Origin of the sequence: Microbispora corallina, assembly GCF_016863035.1 — a bacterium.
Lineage (GTDB): Bacteria > Actinomycetota > Actinomycetes > Streptosporangiales > Streptosporangiaceae > Microbispora > Microbispora corallina.
On the sequence record NZ_BOOC01000035.1, the window covers coordinates 92,727 to 109,509 of the forward strand.

At 68.8% G+C, this 16,783-nt stretch carries 13 protein-coding genes; 6 read left to right on the top strand and 7 right to left on the bottom strand.

From position 1 onward, the window contains the following. Nucleotides 1-10 precede the first annotated feature (10 nt). From Mco01_RS30435 to Mco01_RS30460, 6 genes are all read left to right on the top strand, one after another. Entirely contained in the window at nucleotides 11-949 is a 939-nt protein-coding gene (locus tag Mco01_RS30435; protein ID WP_204060303.1) for a M56 family metallopeptidase, read from the top strand. A 340-nt stretch (nucleotides 950-1,289) separates the two neighbouring features. Continuing rightward, nucleotides 1,290-2,528, top strand: coding sequence for a COG4705 family protein (locus tag Mco01_RS30440; protein WP_204060304.1), 1,239 nt, complete (start codon nucleotides 1,290-1,292; stop codon nucleotides 2,526-2,528). A 185-nt stretch (nucleotides 2,529-2,713) separates the two neighbouring features. After that, on the top strand, nucleotides 2,714-3,295 hold the full coding sequence (locus Mco01_RS30445) for a BlaI/MecI/CopY family transcriptional regulator (RefSeq protein WP_204060305.1): 582 nt from the start codon (nucleotides 2,714-2,716) through the stop codon (nucleotides 3,293-3,295). A 426-nt stretch (nucleotides 3,296-3,721) separates the two neighbouring features. Beyond that, complete coding sequence (locus Mco01_RS30450; protein ID WP_204060306.1) at nucleotides 3,722-4,450, top strand: ABC transporter ATP-binding protein; 729 nt, start codon at nucleotides 3,722-3,724, stop codon at nucleotides 4,448-4,450. A 5-nt stretch (nucleotides 4,451-4,455) separates the two neighbouring features. Then, nucleotides 4,456-6,273 carry an ABC transporter permease gene (locus tag Mco01_RS30455; RefSeq protein ID WP_204060307.1) on the top strand — a complete coding sequence of 606 codons (1,818 nt, stop codon included), beginning with the start codon at nucleotides 4,456-4,458 and terminating at the stop codon, nucleotides 6,271-6,273. Between the two features lie 1,011 nt (nucleotides 6,274-7,284). After that, nucleotides 7,285-9,390 carry a CBM35 domain-containing protein gene (locus Mco01_RS30460; protein WP_204060308.1) on the top strand — a complete coding sequence of 702 codons (2,106 nt, stop codon included), beginning with the start codon at nucleotides 7,285-7,287 and terminating at the stop codon, nucleotides 9,388-9,390. Between the two features lie 133 nt (nucleotides 9,391-9,523). On the opposite strand, the gene Mco01_RS30465 is transcribed toward Mco01_RS30460, so the two are convergent. The 7 genes from Mco01_RS30465 to Mco01_RS30495 all read right to left on the bottom strand — a co-directional run bounded on the left by Mco01_RS30465 (nucleotide 9,524) and on the right by Mco01_RS30495 (nucleotide 16,716). Next, a complete protein-coding gene (locus Mco01_RS30465) occupies nucleotides 9,524-10,759 on the bottom strand; it encodes an iron-containing alcohol dehydrogenase (RefSeq protein ID WP_204060309.1) in 1,236 nt (411 codons plus the stop codon). A gap of 1 nt (nucleotide 10,760) precedes the next feature. Beyond that, nucleotides 10,761-11,072 carry a hypothetical protein gene (locus Mco01_RS30470; RefSeq protein WP_204060310.1) on the bottom strand — a complete coding sequence of 104 codons (312 nt, stop codon included), beginning with the start codon at nucleotides 11,070-11,072 and terminating at the stop codon, nucleotides 10,761-10,763. Continuing rightward, nucleotides 11,069-12,517 (bottom strand): NAD-dependent succinate-semialdehyde dehydrogenase, encoded by a 1,449-nt coding sequence (locus Mco01_RS30475; RefSeq protein ID WP_204060330.1) that lies wholly within the window; start codon nucleotides 12,515-12,517, stop codon nucleotides 11,069-11,071. Before Mco01_RS30475 ends, Mco01_RS30470 begins: the two co-directional genes overlap by 4 nt. A gap of 278 nt (nucleotides 12,518-12,795) precedes the next feature. Next, a complete protein-coding gene (locus Mco01_RS30480) occupies nucleotides 12,796-13,872 on the bottom strand; it encodes an ABC transporter ATP-binding protein (protein WP_204060311.1) in 1,077 nt (358 codons plus the stop codon). Beyond that, entirely contained in the window at nucleotides 13,872-14,939 is a 1,068-nt protein-coding gene (locus Mco01_RS30485; protein WP_204060312.1) for an ABC transporter ATP-binding protein, read from the bottom strand. Before Mco01_RS30485 ends, Mco01_RS30480 begins: the two co-directional genes overlap by 1 nt. After that, a complete protein-coding gene (locus Mco01_RS30490; protein ID WP_204060313.1) occupies nucleotides 14,939-15,850 on the bottom strand; it encodes a carbohydrate ABC transporter permease in 912 nt (303 codons plus the stop codon). The genes Mco01_RS30485 and Mco01_RS30490 overlap by 1 nt, the downstream gene beginning before the upstream one ends. Beyond that, a complete protein-coding gene (locus tag Mco01_RS30495) occupies nucleotides 15,850-16,716 on the bottom strand; it encodes a carbohydrate ABC transporter permease (RefSeq protein ID WP_204060314.1) in 867 nt (288 codons plus the stop codon). The genes Mco01_RS30490 and Mco01_RS30495 overlap by 1 nt, the downstream gene beginning before the upstream one ends. Nucleotides 16,717-16,783 lie beyond the last annotated feature (67 nt).

Consider the following 16,783-nt stretch of genomic DNA (forward strand, 5'->3'; position numbering starts at 1 on the left):
AGGCGTCCCGATGCGCATCGCCGTCTATCTCCCGCTGCTGCTGTCCCTGTTCGCCCCGTTCGGTGCGCGGATCCTCTCCGAGCGCTGCGAACCCCGCCTGGCCACCTGGCTGCTCACCGTCTCGGCACTGATGCTGGGCGCGGCGAGCACCATCTCGCTGGGTCTGCTGGCCGTCACCGGGCTGATCCGCCTCCCGCTGCTCGCCGACCTCGGCCACTGGTCTGCCGGTGCCGCCCAACGCGACGACCCCACTCAGGTGCCGGTCGCCCTGGTCGCCGGCCTGCTGCTCGGCGGCGCCGTCCTCGCCGCCGCCCGCATGCTGTGGATCCGCGCCCGCTCACTGGCCGCGGCCGCCGCGCAGGCGGCCTGCATGCCCGCCCAGGACGGACTGGTCGTCGTCGACGACGAGACACCCGAGGCGTTCGCGCTGCCCGGGCTGCCCGGCCGCGTCGTCGTCTCCACCGGCATGCTCGACCTCCTGGACGACGGCGAACACGAGATTCTGCTCGCGCATGAACGAGCCCACCTGGAGGCGCACCACTACCTGTTCGCCGCCCTCGCAGGGCTGGGCGCCGCCGCCAACCCCCTCTTGCGCCCGCTCGCCGCCGCCGTCGGCTACACCACCGAACGCTGGGCCGACGAACGCGCCGCCGCCGCCGTCGGCGACCGCGCCCGGGTGGCGCGCACCGTGGGCAAGGCGGCGCTGGCCACGCACTACACCCTCAACCGCAGGCATCTCCCGGGCGCCGCTCTCGGCATTCTCGGCCGCCGCACCTCCCTCACCGGAGCGGGGCCCATCCCCCGCCGGGTCGCCGCCCTCCTCGCGCCACCACTGCGCCACCACCCCGCACTCGTCATCGCCGCCGGTGCGGTCCTCGTCATGGCCACCGGTGCCATCGCGGACGCGACCCTCGACCTCCATGTGTTCCTGGAACTCGCCGGTATCTAAGCCCGCGACTGTTTGACGCGACGTGGTCGGGTCGGGGTCGTAGCTCGGCGTCCACTTAGCAGTTCGCCAGGTCTGGTTGGCGGAAATCCTGGTGGAAAGCCGGGAGCGCGGGACTGCGCCCTGGCGTAAGTCGGGCCGTGTGGCTCACGGACGCGTGGCGGTCCGTTCCGGGCTTCGAGCACTTTCTACTATTCCCGGGAGTAGTATCTGGTCCGGCGGGTCCTCCTTGTGGAGAGGCGCTTGCCGACCTCGATGGGTGACGACGTCCCCTTGTCCTTTCCTGGAGCGTGCGCATGGTGTCCACCGCTACTGCCCCTCGCCTGCAGCAGATGGCGAACAAGTGCCCCTGGTCACCGCGACCTTCTGGGTCATCAAGATCCTTTCGACGACGGTCGGGGAGACGTTCGCGGACTACTTGACCGTCAACGCCGGGCTCGGCCCGGCGGTGACCGACGGCCTGGTGTTCGCCGTCCTGGCCGGGGCCCTGGCACTGCAGGCGTCCACCCGCCGCTACACCCCGTGGATCTATTGGCTGTCCGTGGTACTGGTGAGTATCTCGGGGACGCAGATCACCGACTTCCTCACCGACACGCTCGGGGTCAGCCTGTACGTCAGTACGGCGCTGTTCGCGGTGCTCCTCGCCGTGGTCTTCACCGTCTGGTACCGGCAGGAGATGACCCTGTCGATCACCGCGATCAACACGCCCCGGCGGGAGGCGTTCTACTGGGGCGCAATTTTGACCACCTTCGCGCTCGGCACCGCTGCCGGCGACCTGGCCACCGAGGCGTTGAGTCTCGGGTTCCAGAACGGCGCGCTGATCTTCGGCGGCGCCTTCCTCGTCACACTGGTGCTGTGGCGGATCGAGGCCTGGCAGGTGGGGGCGTTCTGGGCCGCCTACATCCTTACTCGTCCGCTCGGAGCCGCGGTCGGCGACCTGCTCACGCAGGACCACTCGCTCGGTGGTTTCGGTCTGGGCGCCACCCGGACCAGTGTGCTGTTCTTCGCCGTCATCGTTGTGCTCGTCGGCCGCGAGCAGGTGGCCACGACCAGGGCCCGCCGCGCAGGCGCGCACTCCGATACCGGGGGCAAATCGGGCCGGGCGAGTCTGGGTCGGCCGTCGGACCTCATGTGGGCCGCCGTCGGCATCGTCGCCGTCGTCGGGATCGGCAGCTGGCTGTCGGCCGGCACCCCCGACCAGTCTCCGGTGGCGGCGAGCGGATCCGCCGGCTCCTCCGGCGCGGCAGCGCAGGACCCGACGACAGCAGGAGCCACCAAGGCACGGCATGTGGTGTCGGCCACGCTCGGGGACCTGTCCTCCTTCACGGTCATCATCGACGACGTCAACGCACTGACCGCCAAGGGCGACCTCGCGGGCGCGAAGACGCGGATCAAGGACCTCGAGGTGGCCTGGGACGCGGCGGAGGCAGGCCTGAAGCCCCGTTCCCCACGCGATTGGCACGCCCTGGACGACGCGATCGACGGGGCGCTGACCGCGCTGCGCGCCGACCACCCGACCCAGGCACACTGCGTCACGGCGCTGCAAATCCTTGAGAAGACGTTGAACCGCCAGCAGAGCTGAACCCCTCACCACCCCTCTCCGCACTCAACCCGACGTCGCCGGCCCCATTGCCGGGCGGCGGCAACGAAACCGGACGTCACCGGCGTCGTCGTGCGCACCATCGGAAGCCGCTCCTGCCTCGACGGCGGCCTCGATAGTGAGGCATCCTACGATTAGGGACTGTAGTAGACGCCCGGGAGTCATGGATGGCCGATTCGCAACAGCGGCAGCCGGGGGGAGCACCTCAGCGCCGGGGGCCGAGTAGGCGGTCCCCCGGCGCCCTGGAGCAGGAGATTCTCGCCTGCCTCGGTGCGGCCGATCGGCCGCTGACCCCCGGCGAGGTTCTGGCCGAGATGGGCGGCGAGTTGGCCTATACGACCGTCATGACCACCCTCGCGCGGCTGTACAAGAGGGGGCTGGCGGAGCGGGAGCCATCCGGACGCGCCTACGCCTACTGTCTGGCCTCCGATGCGACGGCGGCGCAGTCGATGGCCGTGGCCGCGAAAATGCGCCGGCTACTGGTGCAGGGTGGCGACCCTGCCGGGGTGTTGGCCCATTTCGTCGCCGACCTCGGTCCCGAGGAGGAGCAGATACTCACCCAACTGCTGCGTGACCTCGAAGCCGGCCGTCACGGCACGTCCGATCCCCAGGACGGCGAGAACGCGACCGCCGCGCATGCGGCCGGCACGGGGACGCCCGGCCACAACCCTTCCCGTCGACGTGCAGGCACCCAGACCGAGGAGGACGCCGACTCACCGGACGGTCGCCCGCTGCAGGCCGGCGAGTGAGCGGTGGCGTCGTCGGTGTGATCACCACAGGTGACTGATCTCCTGCTTGGCCCAAAACGATGCTGGTGACCCCGCGCTCCAACGGGCCTCGCGAACAGTTCGGGAGTCGTAGGCGTACATGGCGATCGTCGCGGTCTTCATCGCGGACGTTGCGGGGTCGGAGGCGGTAGATCTTGACGTCGTCCGGGCTAACCGTTAGTTATTAGATAACCGTTAGCTGCCTGGGGGACCTGATGCAGGAAGCGGTGCTGGCCCTGCTGGCGAGATCGGAAGAAGTCGGGCCTGGCCGGCTGGGAGTACGCGCTGATTCCCGTAGGCCGGCGACGGGTCGCCGACCACTCACCAAGGCGGACCGGCCGACCTCCGGTGGCTCGACGCATGCGAACGCGACTGGACGAGACGAAAGGCCCATTCATGGTCGACGATATGCCCGTACTGCGTGCCCGTGGCCTACATAAGGACTTCGGGAGGGCCGCCGGGCTCGTACGGGCCGTAGACGACGTCGACCTCGACGTCGTGGCCGGTGAGACGGTCGCAATCATGGGCCCGAGCGGCTGCGGCAAGTCCACCCTGCTGCACATCCTCGGCGGCCTCGACCAGGCCACCGGCGGTGAGATCCATCTCGCGGGTCAGCGCATCGACCGGATGGGCGAACGCGCCCTGGCGCGGCTGCGAAGCGACGCCGTCGGCTTCGTCTTCCAGGGCTTCCACCTGATGGACGAGCTGACTGCGGTGGAGAATGTGGAGGTCCCAGCTCTGCTCGCCGGAAGGCCGGCCCGTGCGGCCCGGGCACAGGCCATAGAACTGCTCGACCGCGTCGGCCTGGCCGACCGGCGCGAGTTCCTCCCGTCCGCGCTCTCAGGCGGCCAGCGCCAACGGGTGGCGATCGCCCGGGCGCTCAGCAACAAGCCACGCGTGATCCTCGCCGACGAACCCACCGGCAACCTCGACAGCGCTGCGACCCTCGATGTGCTGGGGCTGTTCGACGACCTCCATCAGGCCGGGCAGACCCTGGTGATCGTCACCCACGACGCGCGTATCGCGGCCACCGCCGACCGGCTCATCACGATGCGTGACGGCGCGTTCGTGGACCAGACCATCCTCACCGGCGGCACCCACGGCAATCGTGGTGCCCTCGCCGGGCTGGACGGCTGACGGACATGGGCCGTTTCGTTGTCATCGGCCGGCTCGCAGCCCGTGACCTACGCCGACGTCCGTTCGACGCGGTCATGGTCGTCCTCGTGATCGGTGTCGCCGTCACCGCCCTGTCAGTCGGGCTCGCTCTCAACGGTATGACCGACAGCCCCTACCGGCAGACCCGGCAGGCGACGGCCGGGCCCGACGTCGTCGCCGGCTTCATGCTTCCAGGCAAGCAGACGTTCGCCCCCGGCGCCGTCGACGAACTCGTGAACACTTCCGGTGTCATCGGCCACACGGGGCCGTACCCCCTGACGTACACGACGATGGAGGCGCACGGCCGTTCGAAGGGCGTCGCCGTGGAAGGCCGCGACCCCGCTCCGGCCGCTGTCGACCAGCCACTGGTGACAGAGGGTCGCTGGGTACGCCGCGGTGAGGTGGTGATCGAACGCGGGTTCGCCGACGACCTCGGCGTCCACGTGGGCGACGACGTCACCCTGGCGGGCCGGCCGTACCGGGTCGCAGGAACCGCGGTCACCGCCGGCCTGCCGTCCTACCCCAGCAACATCTGCCACATCGCCTGCGATGTGCCATTCCCAGGTCCGCCTTCTGGCGGCGCTCCGGACATCGGTCTCGTATGGCTCACCAGCCCGGAGGCGACGGCACTGGCCGGCGATACCGGCTCCTTGTCCTTCTACCTGAACCTCACGCTGGCTGACCCGTCCGCGGCGCCCGCATTCGTCGCGCGGCGAACCGGGCCGGGCACCTTCGCCGAAAGGTGGCCGGGGACGTTCCTCATCTCGTGGCAGGACATACAGAACGCCGACACCGGCCTTGTCCAGAGCGAGCAAATCGCGATGCAGGTCAGCGGCTTCCTCCTCGCGATGCTGGCGATCGCAGGGATGGCCGTGCTCGCCGGTCGGCGCATGGTGGACCAGACCAGGCGTGTCGGGCTGCTCAAGGCCGTCGGCGGCACACCCGAAGTGGTCGCGGCCGTGCTCCTCGCCGAACACCTCGCCATGGCGCTGGTCGCCGCCGCGCTCGGGATCGTCGCCGGACGGCTCATCGCGCCGTTGATCGCCTCAGCCGGCGCCGGGCTGGTCGGCGCACCCGGGGCGCCGGAGCTCACACCGGCCACAATCGCCCTGCCGGCGGCGATCGCTGTCGCTGTCGCGGTCGCCGCGACGCTCGTTCCGGCCATGCGGGCCGCTCGGGTCAGTACGGTGCGCGCGCTCGCCGACCACGCCCGCCCGCCACGACGCCGGGCACTGCTGCTCGCGATCTCCGCGCGGCTGCCCGTCCCGCTGCTGCTCGGCATGCGGCTGATCGCCCGCCGGCCCGCCCGGGGCGCGCTCAACGCGCTGAGCATCGCGGTCGCGGTCACCGGTATCGTCGCGATTTTCCCCACCGCCGGCCAGGACCTCGCTGCCGCGCCCGGCCCGCGCGCCGATCGGCTCGGCCAGCTCACCGCGATCGTCACCGTCATGCTCATCGTGGTGGCCGCCGTCAACACCCTGTTCATCGCCCGAGCGACGATCACCGATGCGAGGCGGATGACGGCGCTTTCCCGCGCCTTCGGCGCGACGTCCTGGCAGGTCAGCGCAGGAATGTCGACCGCGCAGTTGCTCCCCGCACTACCGGGCGCGATCATCGGCATCCCGGCAGGCCTCTACCTGTATCGAGCCGCGGCGCAACAGCGGATGCTCACGATCCCACCGGCCTGGCAACTGGTCGCCGTCCTGCTGGGCACGTCGATCGCGGTCGCTCTCCTCACCGCCGCCACAACGCGGTTGGGCGCCCGCCAGTCGGTGACCGAGATCCTCCGAACGGAGCGGGCATGAGCAGGCGTCGCGCTCGTGAGCGTGGTCGACCCAATCGATCTTCAGCACGATCGCGCGCGAGTGTGCCCGACGAGGACGTCGCTGGGGCCTTGGAAAATGCTCCCCCATGGACGATGCCTCGTCACGGCGGCGTGAGCCCTGCCCGCCGGTCAGGCAGGTCTTGGCGGCGATCGCCGACTCCCACAGCCGTTCGGCGGCGTTCAGCAGCGCGGACCTGCGGCCCGACTCGCGCTCGACGAACTCCCACTGCCGGACCGCCCGCGGTCGCCAAAACCGCCAGACTCACACCGGCACGCGCCGGCTCCCTGCCGCTGATCTCACTGGCCTGACCTCCACTGACAGGCGTTACGCGGCTGTTTTCCGATCGAGGTCGAACCGGTTCGGCGAACGGTTCCGCCGAAGATAGGCCTGCTTCGTCGCACGAGTCAATGAGAAGCACCTTCAGGTTGCCGAAATGCCGGCCCAGGCGTGCGCCCCGCGACACATCCTCGTCAGGGAATCCAGTGCCGTGCCATGCTCTATCGTCGGCGTCGCCGCGCAACACTTGGCCGAAAACCTGGGCCCACCGCTCACCACCACCGACGTCCCCGCCCTGCGCGGCTTCGGGGTCCACGGCGTCGCATGACGGCTGCATGGCGAGGACGTATCACGGACATTTCCCACTCTTGACCATCCCGTCGCACGCGCTTATGGTCTTGTCGAACCGATTCGCCGAATCGATTCGACCTCACCGCACGCCCAAGGGAAAGGCGCATGGTCACACCCTTGTCTCGGCGGGCACGCAGGATCGCGCCGCACGCCGTCCTCGCCTCCGCACTCGCGCTGACCGCGACCCCGTGGCCGCGATGTGGTCGGCCCGCCACGAAAGAAGGAAGAATGTCAGCTCATCCAAAACGCTTAGCCACAATTAGGCGTCCCGGCGGTACAGCTGCGGCACACGGCCAGGGCCGAGGCCTTAACGGCAGAAAGCTGATCGCTGTCCTCGGGGCACTGTGCGCTACCGCTGCCCTGGTGGTGAGCGGCCAGCATTCCGCCGCGGCGGACTCGAACGTCAGCTCTGCCAGCGTGAAAGCGCTGACCGTCGATCTGTCCGCGAAGACGAAGCGGTCCGCAGGGGTGGGTCTTGGCATTCTCTATGGCGTCACCCAGGACGGGTTACAACCGTCCGACGAATACCTCGACCCGCTGACGATCAACGCCTACCGCAGCGGCGGCTGGTATGCGGGCGGCTGGATCAAGGACAAGTACACCTTCGGACCAGGCACCCAAGCCAACATCGACGCGGTCATCGCCGAGGCGAAGCGTCTGCAGCGCCCGCCCCGTCACAAGGTCGAGTACCAGGTCCTGCTCAGTGATGTGTTCGGTTCGACCGGCGGCGCGCCGGCGAACACGCTGTGGCCGTGCACCGACGGCGACTGCAGCAACTGGATCACGTTCATCGACGCTACTGTGGCCAAGCTCCAGGCCGCCGGCCAGAAGTTCACCTACGAGATCTGGAACGAGCCCGACCTCAGCATCTTCTGGAGACCGGGCGTCAACACGGAACAGTACTTCCAGATGTGGGACAGCGCCTACCGCGAGATCCGGCGCCTCGCCCCGGCTGCGACGATCGCCGGTCCTTCGTTCGCCTACACCCCCGAGCGGCGACCCGAGGAATGGCAGGCCTTCCTGGCCCATGTCAAGGCCGCGAACACCGTCCCGGACGAGATCACCAACCACGATGAGGGGACCGTGGACGACCCGGTCACCGTCGGCCAGTCCCTGGCGGACGCACTCGACGCCAACGGGATCGCCCAACGGCCCCTCTCGGCTAACGAGTACCAGCCCGCGGATCGGCAGACCGCCGGAGACACCGCCTGGTACAACGCCCGACTTGCTCAGTCGAACTATGCCAACGCCATGCGCGGAAACTGGAGTTGCTGCATCATCCCCAACCTGACCGGGCTGCTCACCAAGACCCCGAGCGGATGGGCACCCAACGGAAACTGGTGGGCGATGCGAACCTATGCCGACCTGACCGGGACGCTGGTCTCCACCTCCGAACAAGTCGGGTCGACCGCGATTTCCGCGTCCGAGGACCCCGCGAAGAAGCGCGCTGTGGCGCTGCTCGGTGACATTCAGGGCGGATACGTCGGGCCGATGGCCGTAACGTTCAAGGGACTGTCCTCGACGCCGTGGCTGGTCCGCGACGGCCTCGTGCACGCCACTGTCTACAGGATCCCTGACCAGGCACCCCTGTACACGCGCCAGGTCGCCTTCAGCCAGGACGTCAAGGTCGAGAACGACGCCATCACAGTGCCGTTCGACTTCGAGTCGAAGCACGACGCCTACGGCGTCTATCTGTCCTGGACCGAGCCACAGGCGATCTCTCTCGACGCCCCGACCACCGTGCAGCCCGGGAGCACCTACACGGTCCCGGTGACGTTCACCAACGGCGGCGGGCAGACGGATCGCGACGTCCGGACGAGTCTCGCCGCCTACACCTCGGACGGCGAGCCGGCCCCCGGATTCACCATCACCTGCGCGGACAGTGACGCGCCGGCGTGCCCAGGCGTGCCCAAGTTGGCCTCCGGTCAGAGCACTGTCGTGCGGTACACGATGACGACCTCCGCCGATCTGCCCCGAGGCAGCTACCGATTCACGGCGGTCGGTACGGCGAAGTCGGAAGGGCAGGACATCTCCGTGAAGAACTCTGTCGACGCGTTGCTGCACTGTGAGGTCGGGGACGTCTGCGAGGCTGAGGATGGAGCTCTGTCCGGCGGAGCGTGCCTGGCCACGGACCATCCCGGGTATACGGGATCGGGCTTCGTCGCGTGCTTCACCACACGGGGACCGAGCGTGACTCAGCGAATCGTCGCCCAGGATGCGGGCACGTACTCGCTGGACCTCCGCTACGCGGCCGGCCCTGACGGTCCGGCCGGCACCCGGAGCGCATCGGTGTCGGTAAACGGCGGAGATCCTCACCAAATCTCACTTCCGCTCACCGGGAGCTGGAACACCTGGGCCGACGCGACCATTCCGGTGCAGTTGGTGGCGGGTATCAACACGATCAGCGTCAGCTACGGTTCTGGTGACGCCGGGTGGTTCAACCTCGACCACATGGTAGCCGCCAAGTAGCGCAAGGACTGCGTTCTCGGTCGTACGTTCAGGCAGCCCCATCCGGCATCCGGTTACATCGGTCGCGGATGGGGCTGCTGCTTCGACGCTCCGGTGGGGCAGGGAACTCGTCGTCATGGTGAAAGGCCCGTCACTATCTCTGCTCCGGAGTCAGGACGTGTCGGGTCCGGGCCCCGATCCAGGCCGCGTCGAGGATCGCGGTCAGGCTGGCGGTGTCGGTCGGGCCTGGATGGTTCTGGATCAAGCGGGTGACGCCACCGGCCATCTCCGCGAAGCGCGGGAGGTCGGCGCGTGCCACGCCGATGTCCGCCAAGGTGCTAGGGATGCCGATGTCGGCAAGGAGCCCGTCGAGCCAGGTGAGGAACGTATCTGCGGCCTCGGCATCCGAGGCGTCGGTCACGTCGAGCCCGCACACCCTGGCGAGGATGGCCAACCGGTCGCCGATGGCATCCCTGGCCGCGTCCAGCGCGTAGGGCAGCAGCAGCCCGACGCCCAGGCCGTGCGGCGTGTGGGTGGCTGCGCCGATGGGGTACTGGAGGGCGTGCGGAGCCGCGGTGCCTGCGTGGGAGAATGCGAGCCCGGCCAGCATGGACCCATAGGACATGTCCGCGCGCGCGTCCTTGTCTCCTCCGTCCCTGACGACATGGGGCAGGCTGCGGGCGATCCGCTCCGCGGCCAGGAGCGCGTAGTGATCGGTGATCGGGTTGCGGCCGAGGAAGACCTGCTCCACCGGGTCGCGCGGTCCGTGGGCCCGGGGTCGCGCGGTGTAGCTCTCCACCGCGTGACAAAACGCGTCGATGCCGGAGTGGGCGGTGACGGTCGCAGGGCAGGTGTAGGTGAGTTCGGGGTCGACGATGGCGAAGTCGGGCACGATGTGGACGCTGGAGACCCCCACCTTCAGCTCGCGGTCCGGGTCGGTCAACACCGAGACGGGCGTGAGCTCGGAGCCGGTGCCTGACGTCGTCGGGACCGCGACGAGAGGAATCGTCGGCCCCGGCACCTTCGACTCGCCGTAGAAGTCGCGCGGCGTCCCACCGTGGCGCCGGATGACGCCGACGATTTTGGCGAGGTCGATCACCGTGCCACCCCCGATGGCGAGGATGACGTCGGCGTCCACCTCTGCGGCGACCGAGACGGCCAGGGCGACATCGGCGAGTGGCACGTCCGGGGTCGCGTCGGCGAACACCCCGACGACTGCGACCTTCTCCCGCACGGCGGCCACGATCTCGGCCACGCACGGCTGCCCCAGAACAACCCGGTCGGTCACGATGAGGACTCGCGAGCCACACTCGGCCACCACTCGTGGGATGTTCTGCGCGACCCCTTCGCCCACTATCAGCTGGCGTGGTCCGCGGACGGTCTCAAGCATGTCAGTGCCTCTCTGGAACGTCGGCGGTGATGTGCGGGGCGGACGTCCAGGTCACCTGCGAGACCGGGACGGCATCGGCGAGGTTGGCTGCCGGGTGGCGCAGGCGCGCGCCGGGCTCCCCGACTCGGTCGTGCCCGGGCGCCCTCGGGTCCATCGCGATGAAGACGTCGCCCCTGGTGGGCGGGTCAGTCGGGTCGAGGGTCCCGCGGACATCGTCGCCGAGGGTCCCGCCCCACGGGTGGAGGCCGGTCAGGTCATGTGTGCACAGGGCGCGGTGACCCTCGGCGGGCACCCGGAACAGCAGGCCGGTCACGGGAGGTCGATCGCCGCGTAGGTGACGTCGAGGTACTCAAGGATGCCCTCGTGCGACCCCTCCTTGCCGATCCCCGACTGCTTCACGCCTCCGAACGGAGCAGAGGGGTCCGAGATCAGACCACGGTTGATGCCGACCATCCCCGTCTCCAGCCCCTCGGTGAACCGGAGCGCCCGCTGGAGGTCACGGGTGAAGACGTATCCGACCAGGCCGTGCTCGGTGTCGTTGGCCTTCGCCATCACCTCGTCGTCGGACGTGAACGAGATGATCGGCGCCACCGGGCCGAAGATCTCCTCCTCCAGGATCGGCGCGTCTTCGGGCACGTCGACGAGGACCGTGGGCGGGTAGAAGTGGCCCGGCCCATCCGGACGCTCGCCGCCCACCAGGACACGGGCGCCGCGATCGACCGCGTCGGTGACGAGCTCGTCGATCTTGGTGACCGAGGCCTCGTCGATCAACGCCCCGACGTCCACGCCGTCGTCGAGACCATGACCCACCGAGAGCGCACCCATCCGCTTGGCGAAGCGCGTCGTGAACTCCTCGAGCACCGGCTCCTCGACGTAGATTCGGTTGGCCGCGATGCAGGACTCCCCGATGTTGCGCATCTTGGCCACCATGGCACCGTCGAGCGCGACGTCCAGGTCCGCGTCGGCACACACGATCAAGGCCGCGTTGCCGCCCAGTTCCATGGAGGTGCGCAGCACGTTGTCCGCCGCCTGTCGTAGCAGCACGCGCCCGACCTCGGTCGACCCGGTGAACGAAAGCTTGCGGGTCCGGCGGTCGGCCAGCAGCGCTGAGACCACCTCGCCGGCACGCTTGGTCGTCACGACGTTGACGACGCCCGGGGGAACGCCGACCTCCTCCATGATGCGGGCCAGGAGCAGCATGGTGAGTGGCGTCTGGGCCGCCGGCTTGGTGATCGTCGTGCAGCCCGCCGCCAGCGCAGGAGCGATCTTGCGGGCGCCCATGGCCAACGGAAAGTTCCAGGGCGTCACGAAGACGCACGGTCCGACCGGCTTCGGCACGGTGAGGATACGATATCCACCAGCGGGAGCGGTGTTGTAGCGTCCCTCGACGCGCACCGCCTCCTCGGCGAACCAACGGAAGAACTCGGCGCCGTAGGCCACCTCTCCCCGGGCCTCGGCGAGCGGCTTGCCCATCTCGAGCGTTATCAGCCGGGCGACCTCCTCGGATCGCTCGGTCAGTGCCCGGTACGTCGCGGTCAACAACTCTGACCGTTTCCGCGGCGGGGTCGCCGCCCACTCCGCCATCGCCTTGCTCGCCGCGTCCAGAGCGGCGAGCCCGTCAACGACGCCGGCGTCCGCCACCTCGGCGATGGTCGTGCCGGTGGCCGGGTCCTCGACGGCAAAGGTGGCTCCGCCGGCGGCGTCGCGCCAGGCGTCGCCGATCCGGAGCCGCCGGTGCTCGGGGGCCAGGACGTTCATCGGGTCACTCAAAGCGTCGCCTCCTGTGATGTTCTTGGTGATGTCCGGCGTGACCTCGGCGATCGCGTCACGCGCGTTGACGAACGGTTCACACGACCTCGTCTGGGTCGAGGTCGCCGAGCGGGTCGAACGTGGCCGTGGCCCTGGCGCAGGGCGACGCCCCGCGCCACCGATCGCCTTCTCGGGTCATGGCTGCTTCAGCGTCGTCAGGCTGTGCTCACCCGTGGCGCCGAGGCTCGATCGCCACGTGCGGGCGCATGGTGACGTCGCCGCCCTGGTTACCTCCCGGCCTCGGACAGCGCCAGCCCGGTGCCCGCATCGAACAGGTGCGCACGGTCCAGGTCGACCGTGACAAGCAGCCGCTCGCCCGGCGTACCGGTGACAGTGGGCCGTGCCTTGACCTTGAGGATCTCCGTCCCCACTCGGACGTCGACCACCGTTCGGTCACCGAGCGGCTCAAGGCCGTAGAGCTCACCCGACAACGACGCGTCCCCACGCTGCTCGACGGACAGGTCCTCCGCGCGCAGGCCCAGCAGCAGCGGACGACCGTCCTCAGCCGTGGTCCAGCGGGGCCGCGGCAGCGTCCAGCCTTCCGCCCCGACCAGACGATCTCCCTCGGCGTGGCAGGCGAGCAGGCTGATCGACGGGCTCCCGACGAAGCCTGCGACCCACTGGTTGGCTGGACGCTCGTACACCTCGGTCGGCGTTCCGACCTGTTGCACCTTCCCCTCCTTGAGGACCGCGACCTGGTCGGCCATGGACAGGGCCTCGACCTGGTCGTTGGTCACGTAGACGAAGGTTCCCCCGAGGCTCCGGTGGATGCGGGTGAGCTCGGTGCGCATCTCGACGCGGAGCTTGAGGTCGAGGTTCGTCAGCGGCTCGTCCATGAGGAACGCGCGCGGGCGGCGGACCAAGGCCCGGGCCAGGGCGACACGCTGCATCTCACCGCCCGACATCTGCGCGGGACGACGCTGCAGCAGACGTTCGATGTGCAGCAGGCTCGACATCTGCTCGACGGCAGCGGCGATCTCGCTCGAAGAACAGCGGCGTGCCCGCAGCGGCGAAGCGATGTTCTCGTACGCGGTGAGTCGCGGGTAGAGGGCGTAGCTCTGGAACACCATGGCCAGGTCGCGTGCGGCCGGGGCGTCACCGGTCGCGTCCCTCCCGTCCAGGTGCACCGACCCGGCGTCAAGCTTCTCAAGGCCGGCGATCGCTCGCAGGGTCGTCGTCTTGCCTGCCCCGGAGGGCCCGAGCACGACGAAGAACGAGCCGTCCGGCACGTCCAGCGTCACCCCGTCCAGGGCTTGGACTTTGCCGAAGGACTTGCGCAGCCCGTGCACTGCCACGGTTCCCATCAGGCCACCAGCTCTTCCGTGCTCACGTCGTAGACCGGCGGGGGCCCGCCGGTGTGCCGCAGCCCGACCGGTGCGTCAGCAGCGAAACGGACAGTCGGTGGCATCCGAACCCGTACGTCGCGCTGGTCGCCGTGGTCAACCACGTAGATGATTTCGTCGCCCAGCCACTCCGCCGAGACCACGCGGGCCGGGGCCGAACGATCCGCCCCTGGTTCTGTGACTTCCAGCGCCTCCGGCCGGACGCCTGCGACCAGGCGACGGTCGCGCGGCAGGCCTGGCGGTGGCGTGAGGACCAGTCCGCCCTGACTGCGCAGCTTCCCGTCGGCCACCTCCACCTCGATCAGGTTCATCGGCGGGGAGCCGATGAACGCGGCGCAGAAAAGACTCGCCGGACGGTCGTAGACCTCCAGCGGCGTGCCGATCTGCTCGACGCGGCCCTTGTTGAGGATGGCGATTCTGTGACCGAGCGACATCGCCTCGACTTGGTCGTGGGTGACGTAGACCATCGTCGTCCCCAGCTCCCCCTGCAGGTGCTTGATCTCCGTGCGCATGTCCGCCCTCAGCTCCGCGTCCAGATTGGTGAGGGGTTCGTCCATGAGGAAGGCGCGCGGTCGTCGCACCAGGGCGCGAGCAAGCGCGACGCGCTGCTGCTCCCCGCCGGACAGCCGGTGCGGTCGCCGGTCCAGGAGCGGACCAAGCCGCATCAGCCGGGCGGCCTCGTCGACCCGCTCGTGCACCTCCGACTTGGGCAGTCCCTCGGCCCGCAGCGGGAACGCCAGGTTGTCGCGGGTTCTCAGATGCGGGTAGAGAGCGTAGAACTGGAACACCATGGCGATGTCGCGCTCGGCGGGCGGCAGGTCGTTGACCAGCGTGTCGCCGATGCGGATGTCGCCCGTCGTCTGCCTCTCCAGGCCGGCTATGGCCCGCAGCGTGGTCGTCTTGCCGCAGCCCGAAGGGCCGAGCATGACGAACAGCTCGCCGTCGCCGATGGACAGGTCCACGTGATCAACTGCGACCGTCCCGTCCGGGTAGCGCTTGTGCAGGGCGGTCACCTCGATGCCCGCCATCAGCGTCGCACCGCCCCGAGCGTCACACCGGCGACGAGGTGCTTGCGCACCAGGTAGGCGAAGACGAGCACCGGTAGGGCGAACACCAGGGAGGCGGCGGCCACGAGACCCCAGTCCACAGTGGTGCCACCGATGAGGCCGGCGATGGCGGGTGGGGCCGTCCGCACGTTGTCGCTGGAGGTGAGGAAGATGGCGAACACGAACTCGTTCCAGGAGAAGATGAGTGCGAAGACCGCCGTCGCGGCGATGCCGGGCAGGAGCAGGGGAAGGGTGAATCGCCGGAACGCCTGCAAGCGGGTGTAGCCGTCGAGCATGGCGGCATCCTCGTACTCCGCGGGCACCTCGTCGACGAACCCCTTCATCATCCAGATCGTGAACGGGACGTTGAACGCGGCGTAGATGAGGATCAGGCCGAGCTTGCTGTCGATGAGTCCGACCTGGCGGTACATGAGGAAGATCGGGATCACGACCACCACGGGCGGCATGAAGCGCGTGGACAGGATGAAGAACAGTTGGTCCTTCTTGGCCTTCACGCCGAAGCGTGAGTAGGCCCAGGCCGCCGGGACCCCCAGCACGGTGGCCAGCACCGTGGAGACCCCGGCGACCAGGACGGAGTTGAGGAACGAGACGGACAAGGCCGAGCGACCGCCGCCGGAGGTGACGAACACGTCCTTGAAGTGGTCCATAGTGACCTTGAAGCCGAAGAACTTGGCCGGGATGGCGTAGACGTCCCGGTTCTCCTTGATGGACGTCTCGATCATCCAGAGCACCGGAAAGAGCATCACGACGGCCAGCACGGTCAGCAGCGCGACCTCCAGCACGGAGCGGCCCCGGCCGCCAAGGCGGCGCGCGGAGGGCGTGTGATCCCGGGCAGGACCTGTGGCCACGGCCTCGTCGACGGAGACGGCCATCAGTCCTCCTTGAGCTTGTTCAAGTAGCGCAGGTAGAGCTGCGTGAGGACGATGACGACGAGGACCATGAGGATCCCGTACGCCGAGGCGGTTCCGGTGTTGAAGCCCAGGAACGCGACCTTGTAGACGTGGAACGACAACGTCTCGGTGGAGACCCCCGGACCTCCGCTGGTGAGGATGTAGACGAGGTCGAACAGCCGGAAGGCCTCGATGGCCCTGAACAACACAGCAATGAGGAGCAGCGGCCACACCAGCGGAAGAGTGATGGTGCGGAACCGGAACCACTCGGACGCCCGGTCGATCGAGGCGGCCTCGTACAAGTACTTGGGGACCGCGGTGAGGCCCGCGAGTGCGATGAGCATGATGAACGGCGTCCATTGCCAGGTGTCGACCACGATCAGGGAAATCAACGCCGTTCGCTGCCGGGTGAGCCACTCCACCTGTCCCAGGCCGAGCGAGCCGAGCATGCTGTTGATCACGCCGAACTGCGCGTCGAGCATGAATCGCCAGAACAGCCCGACCACGACCGGCGACAGCATCATCGGAACCAGGAACAGAGTGGTCAGCAGTCCTCGTCCGTGCACGCGCCGTGAGATCAGGTAGGCGATGGCGAAACCGAGCACGGTCTGCAGGGTGACCGCGCCGACCACGTAGATCAACGTCGTCAGGGCCCTCAGGTGGACCTGCGCCGAAGTCAGGATGGCGGTGTAGTTCCCGAACCAGATGAAATTGGCGGGCCCCCCGCGGGTGGCCGAGTAGTCGGTGAAAGACAGGTACAGCGCCCACAGCAACGGGAACACCGACATCGCGAGCAACAGCAGCAACGCGGGGGAGATGAAGGCCACGGCGAGCCAGCGGTCGCTCAAGTGGCGGGACCGACCCGGTGCAGGCGGCGTCGCGGACGCCACCTGCCCGGGGTGGTCGATCGTCAGA

Bases quoted from the DNA above. Each gene is read 5' to 3' on its own strand.
- Mco01_RS30435 (WP_204060303.1), top strand. From the start codon at position 11: ATGCGCATCGCCGTCTATCTCCCGCTGCTGCTGTCCCTGTTCGCCCCG.
- Mco01_RS30490 (WP_204060313.1), bottom strand. From the start codon at position 15,850: ATGGCCGTCTCCGTCGACGAGGCCGTGGCCACAGGTCCTGCCCGGGAT.
- Mco01_RS30455 (WP_204060307.1), top strand. From the start codon at position 4,456: ATGGGCCGTTTCGTTGTCATCGGCCGGCTCGCAGCCCGTGACCTACGC.
- Mco01_RS30465 (WP_204060309.1), bottom strand. From the start codon at position 10,759: ATGCTTGAGACCGTCCGCGGACCACGCCAGCTGATAGTGGGCGAAGGG.
- Mco01_RS30485 (WP_204060312.1), bottom strand. From the start codon at position 14,939: ATGGCGGGCATCGAGGTGACCGCCCTGCACAAGCGCTACCCGGACGGG.
- Mco01_RS30450 (WP_204060306.1), top strand. From the start codon at position 3,722: ATGCCCGTACTGCGTGCCCGTGGCCTACATAAGGACTTCGGGAGGGCC.
- Mco01_RS30445 (WP_204060305.1), top strand. From the start codon at position 2,714: ATGGCCGATTCGCAACAGCGGCAGCCGGGGGGAGCACCTCAGCGCCGG.
- Mco01_RS30475 (WP_204060330.1), bottom strand. From the start codon at position 12,517: ATGAACGTCCTGGCCCCCGAGCACCGGCGGCTCCGGATCGGCGACGCC.
- Mco01_RS30480 (WP_204060311.1), bottom strand. From the start codon at position 13,872: ATGGGAACCGTGGCAGTGCACGGGCTGCGCAAGTCCTTCGGCAAAGTC.